Origin of the sequence: Paenibacillus sp. FSL H3-0302 (assembly GCF_037982245.1) — a bacterium.
Classification (GTDB): Bacteria; Bacillota; Bacilli; order Paenibacillales; family Paenibacillaceae; genus Paenibacillus_AQ; species Paenibacillus_AQ odorifer.
In genome coordinates this window covers 2,806,013-2,823,658 of record NZ_CP150284.1, presented here as the reverse complement: position 1 = coordinate 2,823,658, position 17,646 = coordinate 2,806,013, and the positions used below count along the sequence as shown (strand labels likewise).

Genomic DNA, 17,646 nt, shown 5'->3' with positions numbered 1-17,646 from the left:
GTTAGTACCTCCGCTTTTTATCTTTCATTTCATTAAAAAACAGTTTGTAATGATCATAGCGACTATCCGCAATTTTCCCTGCTTTCCAAGCCTCTATTACACGGCAGCCTGGTTCATGCTGATGACTGCAGCCCCGGAACTTACAATCGGATGCGTATTGAGCAAATTCACGAAAACAAGTGGACAGCTCTTCTACACCAAGCTCCAAGAAATCAAGCTGACTAAAACCTGGGGTATCTGCAACAAAACCTCCACCACCAATATCCATCAGCTCCACATGACGGGTCGTATGACGACCACGTCCCAATCGTAAACTGATCTCTCCAGTCTCCAGTTTAAGCCCTGGAACAATACGATTCAATAAGGTGGACTTACCAACCCCGGATTGACCCGCAAATACGCTGATGCCTCCAGTAAGCCTTTGTCTTAGCTCATCGCTTCCGGCACCAGTAAGTGAACTTGTGACCATCACTTCATATCCGATATCCTCATAAAGTTCTTTAACATAACGGGTAGCTTCACCATCATCATCCGCCAAATCCTGTTTAGTCAGAACAATTAGGGGTTCCAGACCCGAATGCTCAATATGAACTAGAAACTTGTCCAACAGATTCAGGTTCATATCGGGCTCCCGAACGGAGAATAAAAGCACTGCGAGCTTAACATTCGCTACAGGTGGACGAATCAGTTCAGATTCTCTAGGTAGAAGTTCATCCACCATTCCTTCTCCATGCTCAGTAAGGATATAAATAACCCGATCTCCAACTAGCGGAGCGATCCCTTTTTTCTTGAGAATTCCTCGGCCTCTGCATTGAACAGAATGCTCTTCAGTCGCAATTAATCCTTCGCGGAGCGGTTTCACATAATAATAACCGCTTAACGCCTTAACAATTATTCCTTCAGGCATACATAGTGAGCCTTCCTCTCCTGATTTTGCGAAAATGACCCAAGTCTGATATCCCCGGGTCATTTCGCTACGCCAACCGTTCAGGTTAAACCCTGTTTAGTTGTTGTTTTTATCTTTAGATTTATCCTTGCCTTTATTGTTGTGCTTATTATTGCCATTATTAGTCGATTCACTATTTATAGAACTATTGTTTACGAACCCTGTCTGATTCACCGCCCCGTTATTCCCTCCGTCATTCTCTGAACCTGAACCCGGCAAGATCTCCGGTTCAATCGTAGGTTCAATTGTAGGCGTAGGTTCAGCAGAAGGTGTTGGAGTTGGCTGTGGTGTTGCTATAACTGGTGGTTCAGGCTCCTGAACGGTTCCGTTCTTCGCATCGATATAAGGAATGACATAAGTGTCCAAAAGCACACCGTCACGGGTAACAATAACCGAACCATCTTTATTAGGAGCCAATACTAGATTAACGGATAACACTTGGCTCTTTCCAATGGTACGTGTTCCCCAATCCTGTTTCTCTCCATTATTGCGCGCATCCACGAATTCGATACGAATCTTGCTCTTTTTCCCATCCTGAGCAGGAGCGACTGGCACATTAAAGGTATAATTCAGGGCTTCAGGTGGATAACCTGTACTTAAGTAAATCGTAATCGCTGTTCCAGGTGGAACAGAAGTACCTGTCCCTTTATCAAATGCCCAAGTCTTTGTTACTTTACCTTCTTCAATGCTGAAGCTGGATTCTTTCTTCACTTCTCCAAGAACAAGCTTGGCACCTTCAAGCAGCGCCTTTGCCTCACTCTCCGTCTTACCGATGAGATCTGGCAACAGTACACTTTCTTCTCCTTTACTAACGTAAAGGGTGATTTGAACCGTCTCAGGATCGAATTCAGTATTTAATGCAGGGTCAGATTTTACAATGAGACCTTCATCTGTATTTTCGTCATAGAGAGGTTTATTATCAATCCTGTCTTGGGCTACACCCAGCGCCATCAATGCCTTAACCGCATCATCAAAGCTCTTGTTAACTACATCTGGCATCTTGGGTAATGGCTTAGCCGTATTCACAGTGAGTATAAGGGACGCTCCTTTTTTCACTTTGGCATCCTTTTCCCTACTCTGCTTAATGACCACATTCTCTTCAAAATTCGGACTGTAGTCATACAGAATAGGATCAGCAACCTCAAGCCCCAAATCCTCAAGCTCAGTTTGTGCTTGTTCTATCTGTTTACCTACTACATAAGGAACGGAAACCTCAGGAACAACTAGCTGTGATTTAACGTACCATACGAGACTGGCCATAGCCAACAGCAATAGTAAGGTAAGCCCAATCCATAATGTGGGTTTTGCCCATTGTTTTTTACCTTTGCTTGAAGGCACCGGTTCATCATCTTCATCACGAACCATCCGTTCCTCACGATGATTACGATTACCATTGCTTCTTTGAATCGGTTTTATCGCCGGGATAACCCTCGTACGATCCTCGTCTTCTTCATCGTTGAACAGAATCTTCGCCTCACTGCGACGCTCCGGCAATAAACATGTTTCCAAATCCTGTAACATTTCTTTGGCAGAGTCGTATCGCTCCTCCGGGTTTTTACGCATTGATCTCAGAATTACATTCTCAACGCTTTGCGGAATGAGTGGATTCAGAAGTTTTGGCTCTTCAAACTCTTCTTGCAGATGTTTTAAAGCTACACTAATCGGACTCTCTCCCAAAAAGGGCAGGCTTCCAGTAAGCATTTGATAAAGTACAATACCTAATGAATACAAGTCAGACTTTTCTCCTGTAGAGACACCTTTGGCATGCTCTGGCGAGAAATAATGTACTGAACCAACCACAGAACCGGTCTGTGTAATGGTTGTTGACGTAACTGCGCGGGCAATCCCAAAATCGGTTACTTTCACCCGTCCATTGCGTCCGATCAGGATATTATGTGGTTTTATATCACGATGAATAATTTGATTCTGATGCGCATGATCTAGGGCATCACAGATTTGTGAAGCGATCCGTACGGATTCATCAACCTGCAATGGCGCTCGTTCTTTTATAATTTCATTAAGATTCTGACCCTCAATATACTCCATGACAATGTAATGAATTTCGTCTTCTTGTCCTACATCGTATATGCTGACGACATTCGGATGAGACAAAGATGCGGCAGACTGCGCCTCACGCCTAAAACGGCGAATAAATTCCTCGTCATGCACAAACTGATTGCGCAATACTTTGATGGCGACATTTCGGTTTAAAAGAATGTCATGTGCTCTATAGACGAGCGCCATTCCACCTCCGCCGATCCGTTCGATGACTTGGTAACGGCCGCCCAATTCGTGACCGATCATCAATCCCACTCCTTTGTTTCGGGCACAGCGGCCTCTCCATGATGTTCTAACAAAGCGACGCTAATATTATCGCCACCGCCGGCGAGCAGTGCCAGCTGAAGTAAACGGTCCGCTCTTTCCTCTAACGATATCTCATGTATACCTGCTACTTTGCCTAAATGCTCATTTGTGACAAAGTTGCTTAAACCATCGCTGCATAGAAGCAAAATTCCCCCTGGTAGCAGAGCTATAGGCGCCATATCAACCTCAACCTCAGCATCTGTTCCAAGCGCCCTCGTCAGCACATTACGACGCGGATGATTATCCAATTCCTCCACACTGATCTGACCGTTCTTGAACAGCTCATTGACTAGCGTATGATCCTCGGTTAGTTGAACTGCCGCACTGTCTTTTATTAAATAGGCTCTGCTGTCTCCGATATGGCCAATATATCCGTTTGATCCATTCAAAAGAACAGCAACGACAGTAGTACCCATATTATGATACTTATCGTCACCGGAAGCCTCCCTGAACACAGTGCTGTTAGCTTCCAAAATAGCAGCTGACAACGCATCACGCAGAGCTTCGTCTTGAAGTTCAGGCTCTAACCCGTCCAGGTTATTCCTCATTGTCTCCAAAGCGAGCCTGCTTGCGGTTTCACCAGCCTGATGTCCACCCATCCCATCGGCAATTATGCCGAGTGTATAACCGTGGCGCGTCGCGCCGATCCAGACCGAATCCTCATTGACAGAGCGCACTCGGCCAATATCGCTGGCATGAACTGTTCTGATCAAATATCCTCACCCCAACTCCATATGTTTGGCACGCAGCTGTCCGCATGCGGCCGCGATATCATGGCCTTGCTCACGGCGAATAGTAACATTCACCCCGTTATCAGCCAAAATACGTTGAAACTCAAAGATATCATTGCGTGAAGTACGTACATATTTTCGCTCAGGCACATGGTTTACCGGAATCAAATTGACGTGGCACAGCATGCTCTTAAGCACCCCGGCCAATTCCTCAGCATGCTCCGGTTGGTCATTTACCCCGCCGATCAAGGCATATTCAAAGCTGACACGTCGTCCCGTCTTAGCTTGATAATAACGCAATGATTCAATTACATCATCAAACGGAAAACGGCGGTTAACAGGCATTAGCTTTGAACGCAAGGCGTCGTTAGGCGCATGAATCGAAATCGCCAAATTAATCTGGGTATCTTCTTCTGCAAATTTATAAATGCTCGGTACAATACCGCTGGTGGAAACAGTAATATGCCGTTGTCCGATATTTAGGCCCTTCTCATGAATCATAAGACGCAGGAATCTCATTGTTGCATCATAGTTCTCAAACGGCTCACCAGTACCCATGATAACAATGCTGCTGACACGTTCGCCGCGCGCATCAAGGATTTGTTGGGAACGAACAACCTGAGCTACAATTTCTCCCGCTGTCAAATCCCGTTTTAATCCACCGAGTGTGGAGGCACAGAAAGTACAGCCGATTCGGCACCCTACTTGGGTTGTTACACAAACGCTATTGCCATAATTATGTTTCATGATAACTGTTTCGATAGCATGATCGTCATGCAATCCAAACAGGAATTTTACAGTTCCATCTTTAGATTCCATTTTAGTAATTTCAGTTAGTGCTGCAATAGAGAATTGTTCATTCAGCTTCTGGCGAAGCCCTTTGGACAAATTGCTCATTGCTTCGAAGTCATTCACACGTTTTACATACAGCCAATCAAAAATTTGTCCACCACGAAAAGCAGGCTCACCATTGTCTTTCGCCCACTGTTGTAACTCTTCTAAAGAAAAATCATATATTAAAGGTTTCATTATTATCTACACCTGTTCTTTCATAAGGATATGCGTATTATTTCTCATTCTTCCTATTTTAACACAAATTTCAGAGACGGTAAAAGAAAACGCCCGCCGTACGGTAGCCCGGCGGGCGGAGGATACTACAATTGTCAGAAAATTTGCTATATTACAAGACTCTCTGCAGCTTGGAAATATAGAACCCGTCGCTCCCATAATGATGAGGCAGCAGCTGAATTCCCTCACCCTCAGCCAGCGCAGTACCCTCCAGCCTGTCCCATAATGGGGAGGCAAAAGTTACAGCGGTGAAGTCAGGATTCTGCTTCAAAAAGTCAGCTACTACTTCACTATTTTCCGCTTGTTCAGTAGTACAGGTACTATATACCAGAATGCCACCCGGTTTCAACAGTTTAGAGACCGACTGCAGCAATTCCCGTTGCAATGACGCTACGCTAGCCACATCTTCCGGCTGCTTACGCCATTTGAGGTCTGGCTTACGGCGAATTACGCCGAGTCCAGAGCAAGGTGCGTCGAGAAGAATTCTATCAAAGGATTGATGCTCTAAAGTGTGCTCCAGCTCCAGCGCATCTGCACTGCCTGTAGATACGCAATCAAGACCTAAACGTTCTGCTTGATCTGAGATCAATTTCGCTTTATGCAAATGCAGATCATTAGCGTAAATTGATCCTTCATCTTTCATGAGCTCGCCCATATGTGCTGTTTTGCCCCCCGGAGCAGCGCAGCAGTCAAGCACCCTCATCCCAGGCTCCGGAGCTACCGCTTCAGCTACTAGCATAGAACTCTCATCCTGAACGGAGAGATATCCATCACGATACCAAGAGGTGAGCGCCAGGTTTCCGCCGCCTTTCACAACAATGCCATAGGGACTAACCTCAGATGCTGAAGCTTGCAGACCTTGTTCAATCATCTGGTTCAGCAGAGCTTCACGACTGATCATCGTTGTATTCACACGTACGCTGACCGCAGGCGGCTCATTATTAGATGCACAAATCGCTTCCGCCGTGTCGACACCGTACTCGGTAATCCAACGTTCCACTAACCACAACGGATGTGAGTATAATATCGATATCCGCTGCGCTTGACTCAGCCCCTCAGGCAGAACCGGTAGATCACCAGCGCGCAACACACTGCGCAGCACACCGTTAACCATCCCTGAGATTCCCTGGTGGCCTTTTTTCTTCGCTATATTAACAGCCTCATTTACAGCTGCATGGGACGGTATACGATCCAGATACATAATTTGATATAAACTTAACCGCAGTAAATTACGGACCCATGGCTGTAGTTTAGCTATCCCTTTACTAACAAATCCTTCAAGCACATAATCCAAGGTGTTCATCCGCGAAATAGAGCCATAAACAAGTTCTGTGACCAGTCCGGCATCTTCTTTGCTAAGTGTCGCCTTCTGTAGACTGCTGTTGAGCAGCAAATTGCTATATGCACCTTGCTGTTCAACTTTAACCATTATATCAAGCGCGATTTCCCGGGCAGAAGCAGGGGCAACCTTACCCTTATTGCCAGCTCTGCCGTTGTTGCCAACTGCTTTGGAATTGTTCCCCTGTCTCTTACCACCGTTAGGATTTACAGCTGATCGGCCAACACCATTTCCACCGCCGCTCAACCTAACACCGTCCCTGGCTTCATAACAGCACCACGGCTAAAATCGGCCGCACTCATTGCTTTTTTGCCAGCAGGTTGAACCGTTGTCAGCAGCAGACTTCCGTCACCTGTTTTCACTTCGACACCTTGCTCGGTTACAGAAAGCACCGTTCCTGGAGCACTATCGCTTGCTTTCTGCTCTTCAGGCAGTTTAGAAGCCCAAGCTTTAAAGGTCTCACCATTCCAGAGCGTAAATGCGCCGGAAAAAGGAACTAATCCACGAATTCGATTATAGTTATCACGCGAGCTCGCGTTCCAATCCAAACGTTCATCCTCGCGATTAAGGTTAGGAGCATAAGTTGCCTCACTATCGTCTTGCTGAACAGCTTGAACTTTTCCACTCACTAAACGTGGCATTTCAGACTTTAACAGATCTCGTCCCGCTAGGCTTAGCTTCTCAAAAAGAGTTCCAGAGGTATCTTCAGCCTCAATAGCCACTTCGACACGAGAGATCATGTCACCGGTATCCAGCCCTTCCGCCATATACATCAAAGTAACGCCGGTCACTTTCTCACCATTGATGATACTACGCTGAATCGGAGCACCTCCCCGATATTTAGGAAGCAACGAACCGTGTACATTCACACAACCATTCCGCGGTAAGTCCAACACAGCTTTAGGCAAAATTTGACCATAAGCAGCCGTGACGATCAAATCCGGCTCATATGCAGCCAGCTCAGCGACTGCCTCAGGACGACGCATGCGTTCAGGCTGAAGCACAGGTAATCCAAGAGCTAATGCGGCTTCCTTAACTGGTGAAGGAGCCAAGATCTTTTTTCTCCCCTGCGGACGATCCGGTTGGGTGATGACAGCTACAACTTCATAGCCTTCATCTACCAGCATTTGCAAGCTTGGCACCGCAAAGGCTGGAGTTCCCATGAAAACAATCTTCATATTCCTCACTCCTCAGTCTCGTTAGCAGTCATCTCGTACACTTTTTCAGCGATATCTGTAAACAGAACTCCATTCAAATGGTCAATCTCATGCTGAAAAGCCCGGGCAAGTAAACCACTGCCGGTTATCGTAATCTCTTTTCCCTCACGGTTAAGGCCACGTACAGTTACAGTCTCCGCACGGCGTACATCACCATTCAAGCCAGGAATACTAAGACATCCTTCTGGCCCTAGCTGTTCACCTTCCATGCTGATGATTTCAGGGTTAATCATTTTGATCAATCCATGCTCTTCATCCGCATCCACCACAATTAGACGTTTCAAAATTCCGACTTGGGGTGCCGCCAGCCCTACTCCTTCAGCGTCATACATCGTATGTGCCATATCATCCAGCAATTTTTTAACATTAGGAGTAACTACAGCTACTTCTTTAGCTTTTTTGTGCAATACTTCATCCGGTTCCTTAACGATCAAACGTATAGCCATTACAAAACACCTTCCCGTTCTGAACATTTCTATATTTAAAGTCAATTGATAAAGCTCTTTTTTTACATTGTAACATGATACGGATTTACATCAACATCTGCGGATCCACATCAATGCTGATCTGAAGACCAGTATCCCGTACAGAATCCTCTAACTCTTCAGCCACTTGGCGGACAAGTCCAATTACATCGATGGCGCCGCGCCATTTTATCATACACTGGAATCTATATCTACCCTTTAATCGAGGGATAGGTGAAGCCACAGGACCCAACAGATCTAACACATCACTGGTTAGCTTATCGAGACTTCCATACCATCTTAGCTGTCTGGCTTTTCCTTGAAGATTCAGAGCATAATTCTCTGCCATCCGCAGTAGAAGCGGCAGCTGTTCATGAGACAATGTGACCAGGATGAGTCTGCAATACGGCGGATAATGGAGGCCTCTACGATGCTTCAGCTCTTCACGTACAAAAGAGAGATAGTCATGTCCGCTGGCATGAATAATGGAATAATGCTCTGGCGTATAGGACTGAACGACCACTTCGCCTGGAAGCTGATGCCGGCCTGCTCTGCCTGCAACTTGTGTAAGCAATTGGAATGTCTTCTCTGCTGCGCGAAAATCGGGCAGGTTCAACGCTGAATCTGCTGTGATTACACCAACAAGAGTGACATCTGGAAAATCCAGTCCCTTTGCTACCATCTGAGTCCCCAGGAGAACATCCGCTTTTTTGTCCCGGAATTGGTTCAGCAGCTTCTCATGTGAGCCTTTTTCTGTTGTTGTGTCCACATCCATTCGAATCACTCTTATGCCTGGGAACAGCTTACCAAGCTCTTCTTCCACACGCTGTGTACCCGTTCCGAAAAACCGGATATGCTCACTCCCACACTCCGGACAAAGCTTAGGTGCTGGTTCAGCATGGCCACAATAATGACAACGCAAATTGTCACTACGGCTATGATATGTTAGTGAGATATCACATTCTGGACAACCGGCTACGTAACCACAGCTACGACACATGACAAAGGTTGAGAAACCTCTACGGTTAAGCAGCAGCACCGTCTGTTCTCCGCGTTCCAGCCTCTCTTCCAGTGCTGAATGAAGCTTTCGGCTGAACATCGAACGGTTGCCTTCTTTAAGCTCTTCCCGCATGTCTACTACGTTCACCTTTGGAAGTTCATTTCCAAGCGCACGGGTAGGCATCTCCAGCAGTACCGGTGAAAAATGAATATCACTCTGCGATCTTGCAGCATGATAGCTTTCCAGCGAAGGCGTGGCAGATCCAAGAATCACAGCTGCCCCACACTGCTCCGCTCTACGAATAGCAGCATCACGGGCATGATATTTCGGATTCTCCTCCTGTTTATAAGAGGTCTCATGTTCTTCATCCATAATAATCAGCCCTAAGTTGGAGAAAGGAGCAAACACGGCCGATCTTGCGCCTACAGCGACTGTGGCCTTTCCTTCACGGATTTTACGCCACTCATCGTATCGCTCACCAACAGACAGCCGGCTATGCATAACCGCGACCCCGCTGCCGAACCGTCCCTTAAACCGCTCCACCATTTGTGGCGTTAAAGCAATCTCTGGAACAAGAACAACAGCCTGTCTACCCTGATCTAAACAACGTTTAATACACTGCAAATAGATCTCTGTCTTACCACTACCCGTAACGCCATGAAGCAGAAATACTTCGTGAAGCTGCTCTTCTACGGTTCGAGAAATCCTTGTATATACGACCTCTTGTTCCGCTGTGAGCGGTAGAGGTGCGGTAGGTTTAAAATCTCGCCCTTGATAAGGATCGCGATAGACTTCAATTTCACTGATCTCGATAAATCCTTTTTCCTCCAAGGCCTTTACAGTACTTGCCGTTACTTGGAGTGCAGACAAAACTTCTTTAAGGGCCATGGGGAGTGTAGCTTCCATATCAACTAAAAAGCTCAGAACTTCCTTCTGGCGTGCTGATTTTTTCGGAAATTTGTTCAAAGCCTCCCGGGCAGCAGTGACACCTATCGCCAGATCGACTGCCTTGAGCTTTTTCTTGCCCATTTTATCCTTAATGGATTGACTCTCTATAAGTACTCCACGCCGCAGCATGAACTTCACCGTCTCAGCAGCCTCAGGAAATGCACGAGTAAGCTGCTTCATGGAAACTTCGCCACTACGTCCAATAAATTCTGTGATTAGCCGTTCCTCATCCCCTGTGTCCGCAAACATTGGGAACAATTCATCCTCTGGAAATGCTGTCTCTTCCTGCACATCTCCAAGTGAAATCAGCCGTTCTGCCTTCCCTTTTAGAGCGGTGGGCAACATCGCCTGCAGTGCTGAAATTCGTCTACATGCATATCTTTTACTCATCCAGTCCGCAAGCTCAACTAATTCAGGAGATAAAGGCGGGAGCAGATCCAACACTTCTTGGATTGGCTTCAGGCTAGGATTCACTAGGGTCTCGCCTGATTCTAAAGAAACTACAAAACCTTGGACTGTCCGGTGCCCAAACGGAACGGCTACCCGACTGCCCACTTCAATCCATAATTTCAGGGATTCTGGAATACTATAATCAAATGGCCGGTCAGTGCTGCGTACAGGCACATCCACAATGACCTTGGCGATATCCATTATAATGAAGCTCCAGTAATTCGCTCTGCCACGAGCGTCAGCAAACGACGAGCAACCTCATCCTTCGACAATTGTGGCAATTCAAGCACCAATCCATTCACATCATATATCGAAACGATATTCGTATCCGCTCCAAATCCGGCTCCTGCAGCCGCTACATTGTTAGCAACGATGAGATCGCAGTTTTTGCGGACCAGCTTGTCCTTAGCATAAAATTCCGTATTGCCCGTTTCCGCAGCAAAGCCAACCAAAAACTGCTTGTTTTTGTTCTTACCGAGTGTTTCCAGAATATCCGTTGTCTTCACAAGCTCAAGCGTCATCGTCTCTCCGCTTTTTTTAATCTTAGAAGGCTCACTATGCTTCGGACGGTAATCCGATACAGCCGCCGCCTTGATCATAATATCGCAGCTGTCCCACTGTGCGGTAACTGCTTCATACATTTCCTGTGCAGATTGAACACGAATGACTGAAATCTCTGGATCCTGTGGAGGGGCCTCATCTGTACGCGCAGCAATCAACGTTACCTCAGCTCCCATTGCGCGCGCAGTACGTGCTAATGCGAAGCCCATTTTACCTGATGAATCATTGGAGATATAACGTACTGGATCAATGCGTTCTACCGTTCCACCCGCTGTGATGACGATTTTTTTACCCACAAGAGGTTTGGATGCGACGCTTGCTTGATGTGCAAAAAAATTCTCAACCACACTCACAATAGCCTCTGGCTCTTCTAGCCGACCTTTGCCAACGTATCCACATGCCAGCAGTCCTTCACCAGGCTCAATAAATTGAATGCCCCGAGTAGCTAGAATATTCAAATTATTAAGTACAGCTGGATGCTGATACATATGAACATTCATAGCTGGTGCAACCATAATAGGAGCCGTAGTAGCTAGCAGCGTTGTAGATAACATATCATCGGCGATCCCGTGCGCCATTTTGGCAATCATATTTGCGGTCGCGGGTGCTACCAGCACAAGATCCGCAGCATCTGCCAGATCAATATGTGAAATGGAGGATGGATCTCTCTCCTGGAATGTATCGCTGTATACTCGTTGCTTCGATAGTGACTGTAGAGTTAATTCTGTAATGAACTGCTTCGCCGAAGCTGTCATAATGACATGGACCTCGGCACCTTTTTGGACAAGCTTACTGGTCAAGGACGCCGCTTTATAAGCAGCAATTCCTCCTGTGATCCCAAGTAAAATAGTCTTCCCCTTCAAGCTCTTCAACATGATCTCCCCCCTGTTCCCTACTCTTACAACGAATGGCTATCTTTACGACGAGAAAAAAATAACAACCTTCCGGTTGTCATAAAGAGCCCGGTTCTGGGCTTTCATCATAAATTTAAGACCCGTAAATGCTCCATAACCCAAGAAGAAACGGCAGCGCCTCAAAACAAATAGGCGGCATCCGTTTCTACAATAGGTCATTATTACTTATGCTTGAGACTACTCTTCACCGCGGGTTAGAGTAATGCGATCTTCGTAAATTTCCTCAAGAGCAACACCAACAAATTTATGCGATCTAGGATTCTTCACATCTGTCTTGCCACCCTCACGCAATTGTCTAGCACGACGTGCAGCAGCGACAACGAGCGAATACTTACTGTCAACCTTAGTCATCATTTCATCAATGGATGGATATAGCACTGGGACACCTCTTCATAGTTTACTGTTAATACATTTGACCTTCAGCATAAATTATCTGACTTTACAATGTTCGGCGATAATAATGCTTTCTATTCTCTTACAAGCCAGATCAATCTCATCATTCACAACAGCATAATCATAATGCTGCATTAAGTTGATCTCATCCTCCGCTACAGTCATGCGGTGATCGATCACATCTGGATGCTCAGTACCCCGTCCGCGAATACGGTCTTTCAACTCGTCCATGGATGGAGGAAGAAGGAACACAAAAATCCCTTCAGGAAATTTCTCTTTAACTTTGAGAGCGCCTTGAACCTCAATTTCGAGAATAATGTCTTTGCCGCTATTGAGAGTTCTCTCCACAAAATCACGTGGAGTACCGTAATAATTACCTACGTACTCCGCGTATTCAAGCAATTGATCGGCTTCGATCATTGCCATAAATTCATCTTTGCTTTTGAAAAAATAGTTGACGCCATCTTCCTCACCCGCACGCGGACTGCGAGTAGTAGCAGAAACTGAGTAGACAAGTTCGGGCATCTTCGGACGTAGTGCTGTACAAACAGTACCTTTACCTACGCCGGAAGGTCCGGATAATATGATGAGCAATCCTTTTGACATAATACACTCCATTTAGTTGTTATTCGTCGTTGTCGTCATCTTTACTGGATAAGCGATGCGCCACAGTCTCCGGCTGTACAGCCGATAGGATGACATGATCACTATCTGTAATGATTACGGCACGAGTCCGTCGGCCATAGGTGGCGTCGATCAACATATGCCGATCACGTGCCTCCTGGATAATACGTTTGATTGGTGCAGATTCCGGACTGACGATAGAAATAATGCGGTTGGCAGACACAATATTTCCAAAGCCAATGTTAATAAGTTTGATTGCCATGTTCCGGTAGTTCCCCCCATAAAGTTCTATGCTATTACCTATTCCCGATTACTCTATGTTCGCAGCTTGTTCTCGAATCTTCTCCAGTTCTGCTTTCATATCTAGCACAAGACCCACGAGAGTTAGATGATTGCATTTCGATCCGATTGTATTCGTCTCACGGTTCATCTCCTGAATGAGAAAATCCAGTTTGCGTCCTACCGGTCCTTTCCCCTTCAGGAGGGCTCTGCATTGCTCGAAATGACTATACAACCGGGTCAACTCTTCATCAATATTACAGCGATCTGCAAAAATAGCGATCTCCATCCCGAATTTATGCTCATCAAAAGCGAACGTCCCATCATTTAGTTCATTTAACCGATGTCGAAGTTTCTCTCGATATTCAGTGATTACGACAGGTGCAAGTTCAACCATTTCAGCATGCATGTTCTCAAGATGGTTCAGGCGCTGTTCAATATCTGCGGCTAGATAACTGCCTTCACGGGCGCGCATCTCCAGCAGAGACTGCAAACACTGCTCAAGTCCCGCCTCCAATACTTCGGAGTAGTCTTCTAATGTCGCAGACACGGCACCCGCAGCCTCGTCTTTGCTGTCCATAATACCGGGTATAGAAAGTATATCACGTAAAGTCAACTCACCACTCAAACCATATTCATTCTTAAGCTGCTCTGCTGCCTTTAGATAGGTCATTACAGCAGAGTGATTCAGAACCGGTCTAACAGTCGACTCATCGTGCTCTCTATTGATGGTAACATCTATTCTTCCCCGTTTGATGTGCTGTTGAACCTTTCTTCTCAACACATCCTCATAACCCGTCCAATCCCGGGGCATCCGCAGTACAACTTCGCAGTACCGGTGATTCACCGATTTCACTTCGAACATAATCTTGTAGCCGCCGAATTGCAGGGACGATTGACCGTATCCGGTCATGCTAAATGACAACGGAATCACATCCATTACACTATTGTAATTGATTATTACTAGCGAAACAAGGGGGACAATTTGCGTCCTGATTTCTCCCACACATACTCCATTAGCTGTGCACTCATATCGTAGAACATGAACGGAGTCATCAGATAGATCCCATTAAAATGGGCAGTAGCAACATCTAACAGTTCCTTAGCGATAGCGACACCTTCTGCTCTTCCAGCTTCCCCTTCAAGTCCCTTCATGCGGATGCGGACATCGTCCGTAAGCTGAATACCGGGAACCTCATTATGTAGAAACTCTGCATTTCGTCCGCTTGCCAGTGGCATAACCCCAATGAATACAGGGATTTCCAGATGTGCTGTTGCCTCAGCTATCTTCACGATAAGTTCCTGATCATAGACAGGCTGGGTCATAATATAGTCGGCACCAGAGGCGATTTTCTTCTCCAGACGTTGCACTGCCTTATCCAAATGTTTAACATTCGGGTTAAACGCAGCTCCGATTACAAAATTCGCTTTCTGTTTCAAAGGTTTACCTGAGAAGGAAATCCCGTCATTCAGCTGCTTGATCATTCTAATTATCTCAAAAGAAGTTAAATCATAAACCGAGCTTGAGCCGGGAAGATCTCCAAATTTCGCAGGATCACCTGTTACGGCCAGCACATGATCAATTCCAAGCGCATCAAAACCCATCAAATGGGATTGAGTACCAATCAAATTACGATCCCGGCAAGCAATATGCACTAGCGGACGAAGTCCGGTTTTAGCGTGCACCAAATGCCCCAACGCCATATTGCTCATCCGTGTAACCGCCAGAGAGTTGTCGGCGAGTGTCAACGCATCCGCGCCTGCTCTTCTTAGCGCTTCTGCGCCCTGCATAAACTTTGCGATATCCAATTCACGAGGTGGATCAAGCTCAACAATAACCGTATGTCGTTCCTTTACCAGATCAACCAGGTTCGGCTCTCTACCCTCTCTATCATCATCGCCAAAATTATCTTGCAGCGATACACGCTCCACAGTAGGTGGCAACGGTTTAGGAAGCGGTTGCGGTACATAATTCTTCAGTGCAGACGAGATTTCTGCGATATGCTGCGGAGTTGTACCACAGCAACCACCGATTATCCGGCAGCCCATCTCCGCAAAAGTCTGCGCCATTTGCCCAAAATATTCTGGAGAAGCCCCGTACCGGTATTCTCCGTCTACATAATCCGCTACACCCGCATTTGGATACACAGAAGCTGGCAAAACCAGGCTCCCTTGTACAGCTTTGAGCGCCCGCTTCATTCCGTTCGGGCCTGTGTTACAGTTAAATCCGATAACATCAGCGCCATCGCTTTCCAGGATACGAAAAGCTTCCGGCAAAGTTAATCCATCTAATGTGCGTGCTGTTTCATCGACAGCTAATTGGCAAACTACAGGAAGCGAGCTGATCTTGCGGAGCGTTCTTAGAGCTAAATGCAGTTCCTCAACATCGTAGAAGGTTTCCAGCATAATGCCATCTACGTCCTCTTCTAACAATGCAGCAATCTGCTGTGTAAAATATTTTTTCAGCTCTGTGGAAGAGAGATTCGCACGTTTGCCCGCGCGAATAGATCCTACAGCTCCTAATACATACCCATGATCTCCAGCAGCCCGGCGAGCGATTCTAACCCCGGCTCGATTAATTTCCTCAACCTTAGATTCTAAACCATATTTAGAGAGCCTGTCATAGTTCGCCGAGAAGGTGTTGCTCTCCAGCAGCACTGCCCCTGCCTCAATATAGCTGCGGTGAACATCTTCGATTACCCCCGGAGAGGTCAAATTTAATTCTTCATAGGAAATGCCGACCGGGAAACCCTTCTGATATAAGTAGGTCCCCATCGCTCCGTCTCCGACTAATACTTTATTTCCCCATGCGGAACGTAAATCCGGCTTCACAACAAGATCCTCCCCTGCCACATTAGTTTCTAACTTTAGTTTCATACTAATGTAACATAAATCGGTATGGATGATAAGCTTTCCAAAAGAAATGCATTGAGACCAAAATATCCACCATGCATGTTCATATATAAAAAGCTTCATACTAACGTTAATGCTGTTATTTCCATAAAGGAGAGAATACTTTGAAGAAAAAAACAAGAAAGTTTCTGATCCGAAAATACGCTGTAACTTTACTGCTAGCCACTCTCTGCTTACTGTATATTTATTTGCTAGATTGGCTGTATGGCTATGGGCTGGGTAACGTCGGCTATATCCTTAATTATCTCTTCTATACCGCCTCAGAGAAAGCTACTGCTTGTATTTTGCTGCTCTGCTTGTTCATCCCCGATATCTATTACTGGAAAACAGGACATCAACCAGAACGTGGCGGGGAAAGATGACTTCTTATCGCCGCAACGATGACAAGAATTACAGGGATCAACACCATAAAGAAGGGAAAAATCGTATATAACAATCTCCCTCCCTCATTAATGTGTTCAGTAAAGCTCCGCGCGTTCAACATCGAGCTGAACAGAATGATCAGAGCACAGGGATAGACCATTCTCCGGTAAGGAATTTTGAACAATTCGGAAATCCCTATAAGTGCGGCCGCAAAAAACACTGACATTTTGAAAAAAACGCCGATAATCAGCACCATAACAACTAGAATATCCACCCGTTGAATAAAATCGGAGATTGAAATCTTGCTAATCGTGGGCATCAGAGGTAGGGGTGAACGTTTCACAATATCTGTGCCCAGCACGGAGATATTCAGCATCATAGTCAGACTTAAGAGCAAACCTGAAACAAATATCCCTGCTCCGATGACCCAAGGACCTTTTTTAGCATTGTTCAGATATGGCATTAGCATGGTAAAACAAATCATTTCACCAAAAGGGAACATATAGTTCTGGCGAATGACAGATTCGATCACAGGCTGGAACCCATTCTCAAAAACAGGAAGCAATCGATTCAAATTAATGGAGCCCGATAACATCAGCATGATCGAGCAAAATATACCTATCAGCATTACGAGAGTTGCGAATACCAATGAAGTTCGGGATAATACCTCTACTCCTTTATGCAAAACATACGCAGAAGATAAGATCATCAACGTAGATATAACAAATAAAGGTGTGCGATGCATGGTAGCCATAACCAGCATGGAACTTCCATCCCGTAAATCACGACCCGCTAAATTGAGAAAAAGGATAATGTAGAGAACAGAAATCACCGTACCGATGGATCTTCCCAGCAGCTTGCGTGTATAGGTTGTTAAGGGCAGATCCGGAAACTTTCTGTACAAATAAGTGTACCCCGAAAAAATAATCAAACCGATCAAATTTCCGAGCAGTATGGATATCCACGCATCTTTACCAGACTCCATCCCAAGATTCACTACCAGCGCTGTTCCTAGTTCAAACAACAAAGTCAACGTGAAAAATTGGAGTAGTCCTATTTTTATTTTTCCCAT

Annotated in this window: 16 protein-coding genes; 1 reads left to right on the top strand and 15 read right to left on the bottom strand. The window is 45.8% G+C overall.

The annotated features are described in order from the left end of the window. Position 1: 1 nt before the first annotated feature. The 14 genes from rsgA to MHH50_RS12340 form a co-directional block, all read right to left on the bottom strand. Positions 2 to 907: a ribosome small subunit-dependent GTPase A gene (rsgA, locus tag MHH50_RS12405; protein WP_036686201.1), complete on the bottom strand. Its 906-nt coding sequence runs from the start codon at positions 905 to 907 to the stop codon at positions 2 to 4. A gap of 96 nt (positions 908 to 1,003) precedes the next feature. After that, positions 1,004 to 3,250, bottom strand: coding sequence for a Stk1 family PASTA domain-containing Ser/Thr kinase (pknB, locus tag MHH50_RS12400; RefSeq protein WP_076179563.1), 2,247 nt, complete (start codon positions 3,248 to 3,250; stop codon positions 1,004 to 1,006). After that, positions 3,250 to 4,023: a Stp1/IreP family PP2C-type Ser/Thr phosphatase gene (locus tag MHH50_RS12395; protein WP_312148741.1), complete on the bottom strand. Its 774-nt coding sequence runs from the start codon at positions 4,021 to 4,023 to the stop codon at positions 3,250 to 3,252. The genes pknB and MHH50_RS12395 overlap by 1 nt, the downstream gene beginning before the upstream one ends. A gap of 6 nt (positions 4,024 to 4,029) precedes the next feature. Then, positions 4,030 to 5,070, bottom strand: a complete 1,041-nt coding sequence (gene rlmN, locus MHH50_RS12390) for a 23S rRNA (adenine(2503)-C(2))-methyltransferase RlmN (protein WP_036686196.1) — start codon at positions 5,068 to 5,070, stop codon at positions 4,030 to 4,032. A 151-nt stretch (positions 5,071 to 5,221) separates the two neighbouring features. Then, positions 5,222 to 6,553, bottom strand: a complete 1,332-nt coding sequence (rsmB, locus tag MHH50_RS12385) for a 16S rRNA (cytosine(967)-C(5))-methyltransferase RsmB (protein WP_256715957.1) — start codon at positions 6,551 to 6,553, stop codon at positions 5,222 to 5,224. Between the two features lie 137 nt (positions 6,554 to 6,690). Next, positions 6,691 to 7,626 (bottom strand): methionyl-tRNA formyltransferase, encoded by a 936-nt coding sequence (gene fmt, locus MHH50_RS12380; protein WP_076129147.1) that lies wholly within the window; start codon positions 7,624 to 7,626, stop codon positions 6,691 to 6,693. Positions 7,627 to 7,631: 5 nt separating this feature from the next. Next, on the bottom strand, positions 7,632 to 8,111 hold the full coding sequence (gene def, locus MHH50_RS12375; RefSeq protein WP_036686193.1) for a peptide deformylase: 480 nt from the start codon (positions 8,109 to 8,111) through the stop codon (positions 7,632 to 7,634). 85 nt (positions 8,112 to 8,196) lie between these two features. Then, positions 8,197 to 10,728, bottom strand: coding sequence for a primosomal protein N' (priA, locus tag MHH50_RS12370; RefSeq protein ID WP_076275857.1), 2,532 nt, complete (start codon positions 10,726 to 10,728; stop codon positions 8,197 to 8,199). Further along, positions 10,728 to 11,963: a bifunctional phosphopantothenoylcysteine decarboxylase/phosphopantothenate--cysteine ligase CoaBC gene (coaBC, locus tag MHH50_RS12365; protein WP_076280821.1), complete on the bottom strand. Its 1,236-nt coding sequence runs from the start codon at positions 11,961 to 11,963 to the stop codon at positions 10,728 to 10,730. The genes priA and coaBC overlap by 1 nt, the downstream gene beginning before the upstream one ends. Before the next feature lie 216 nt (positions 11,964 to 12,179). Next, positions 12,180 to 12,380, bottom strand: a complete 201-nt coding sequence (gene rpoZ, locus MHH50_RS12360; protein WP_036686188.1) for a DNA-directed RNA polymerase subunit omega — start codon at positions 12,378 to 12,380, stop codon at positions 12,180 to 12,182. A 51-nt stretch (positions 12,381 to 12,431) separates the two neighbouring features. After that, entirely contained in the window at positions 12,432 to 13,001 is a 570-nt protein-coding gene (gmk, locus tag MHH50_RS12355) for a guanylate kinase (RefSeq protein ID WP_076129144.1), read from the bottom strand. A gap of 19 nt (positions 13,002 to 13,020) precedes the next feature. Beyond that, the gene (locus MHH50_RS12350; RefSeq protein WP_006209218.1) at positions 13,021 to 13,281 is read right to left on the bottom strand and encodes a DUF370 domain-containing protein; all 261 of its coding nucleotides are present in this window, start codon (positions 13,279 to 13,281) and stop codon (positions 13,021 to 13,023) included. Positions 13,282 to 13,329: 48 nt separating this feature from the next. Next, positions 13,330 to 14,223: a YicC/YloC family endoribonuclease gene (locus MHH50_RS12345; protein ID WP_076308135.1), complete on the bottom strand. Its 894-nt coding sequence runs from the start codon at positions 14,221 to 14,223 to the stop codon at positions 13,330 to 13,332. 38 nt (positions 14,224 to 14,261) lie between these two features. Then, a complete protein-coding gene (locus MHH50_RS12340) occupies positions 14,262 to 16,130 on the bottom strand; it encodes a bifunctional homocysteine S-methyltransferase/methylenetetrahydrofolate reductase (protein WP_076308136.1) in 1,869 nt (622 codons plus the stop codon). A 185-nt stretch (positions 16,131 to 16,315) separates the two neighbouring features. On the opposite strand from MHH50_RS12340, the gene MHH50_RS12335 reads away from it, so the two are divergent. Further along, positions 16,316 to 16,573, top strand: coding sequence for a hypothetical protein (locus MHH50_RS12335; RefSeq protein ID WP_036686181.1), 258 nt, complete (start codon positions 16,316 to 16,318; stop codon positions 16,571 to 16,573). Here the strand turns inward: MHH50_RS12335 and MHH50_RS12330 are convergent. After that, on the bottom strand, positions 16,546 to 17,646 hold the full coding sequence (locus MHH50_RS12330) for a GerAB/ArcD/ProY family transporter (RefSeq protein ID WP_076308137.1): 1,101 nt from the start codon (positions 17,644 to 17,646) through the stop codon (positions 16,546 to 16,548). The two genes, MHH50_RS12335 and MHH50_RS12330, sit on opposite strands and share 28 nt — an antisense overlap.

Excerpts from the sequence above, each read along its gene's own strand:
- MHH50_RS12350 (WP_006209218.1), bottom strand. The coding sequence starts at position 13,281 with ATGGCAATCAAACTTATTAACATTGGCTTTGGAAATATTGTGTCTGCC.
- coaBC (WP_076280821.1), bottom strand. The coding sequence starts at position 11,963 with ATGTTGAAGAGCTTGAAGGGGAAGACTATTTTACTTGGGATCACAGGA.
- MHH50_RS12330 (WP_076308137.1), bottom strand. The coding sequence starts at position 17,646 with ATGGGAAAAATAAAAATAGGACTACTCCAATTTTTCACGTTGACTTTG.
- rlmN (WP_036686196.1), bottom strand. The coding sequence starts at position 5,070 with ATGAAACCTTTAATATATGATTTTTCTTTAGAAGAGTTACAACAGTGG.
- rsgA (WP_036686201.1), bottom strand. The coding sequence starts at position 907 with ATGCCTGAAGGAATAATTGTTAAGGCGTTAAGCGGTTATTATTATGTG.
- fmt (WP_076129147.1), bottom strand. The coding sequence starts at position 7,626 with ATGAAGATTGTTTTCATGGGAACTCCAGCCTTTGCGGTGCCAAGCTTG.
- priA (WP_076275857.1), bottom strand. The coding sequence starts at position 10,728 with ATGGATATCGCCAAGGTCATTGTGGATGTGCCTGTACGCAGCACTGAC.
- gmk (WP_076129144.1), bottom strand. The coding sequence starts at position 13,001 with ATGTCAAAAGGATTGCTCATCATATTATCCGGACCTTCCGGCGTAGGT.
- def (WP_036686193.1), bottom strand. The coding sequence starts at position 8,111 with ATGGCTATACGTTTGATCGTTAAGGAACCGGATGAAGTATTGCACAAA.
- pknB (WP_076179563.1), bottom strand. The coding sequence starts at position 3,250 with ATGATCGGTCACGAATTGGGCGGCCGTTACCAAGTCATCGAACGGATC.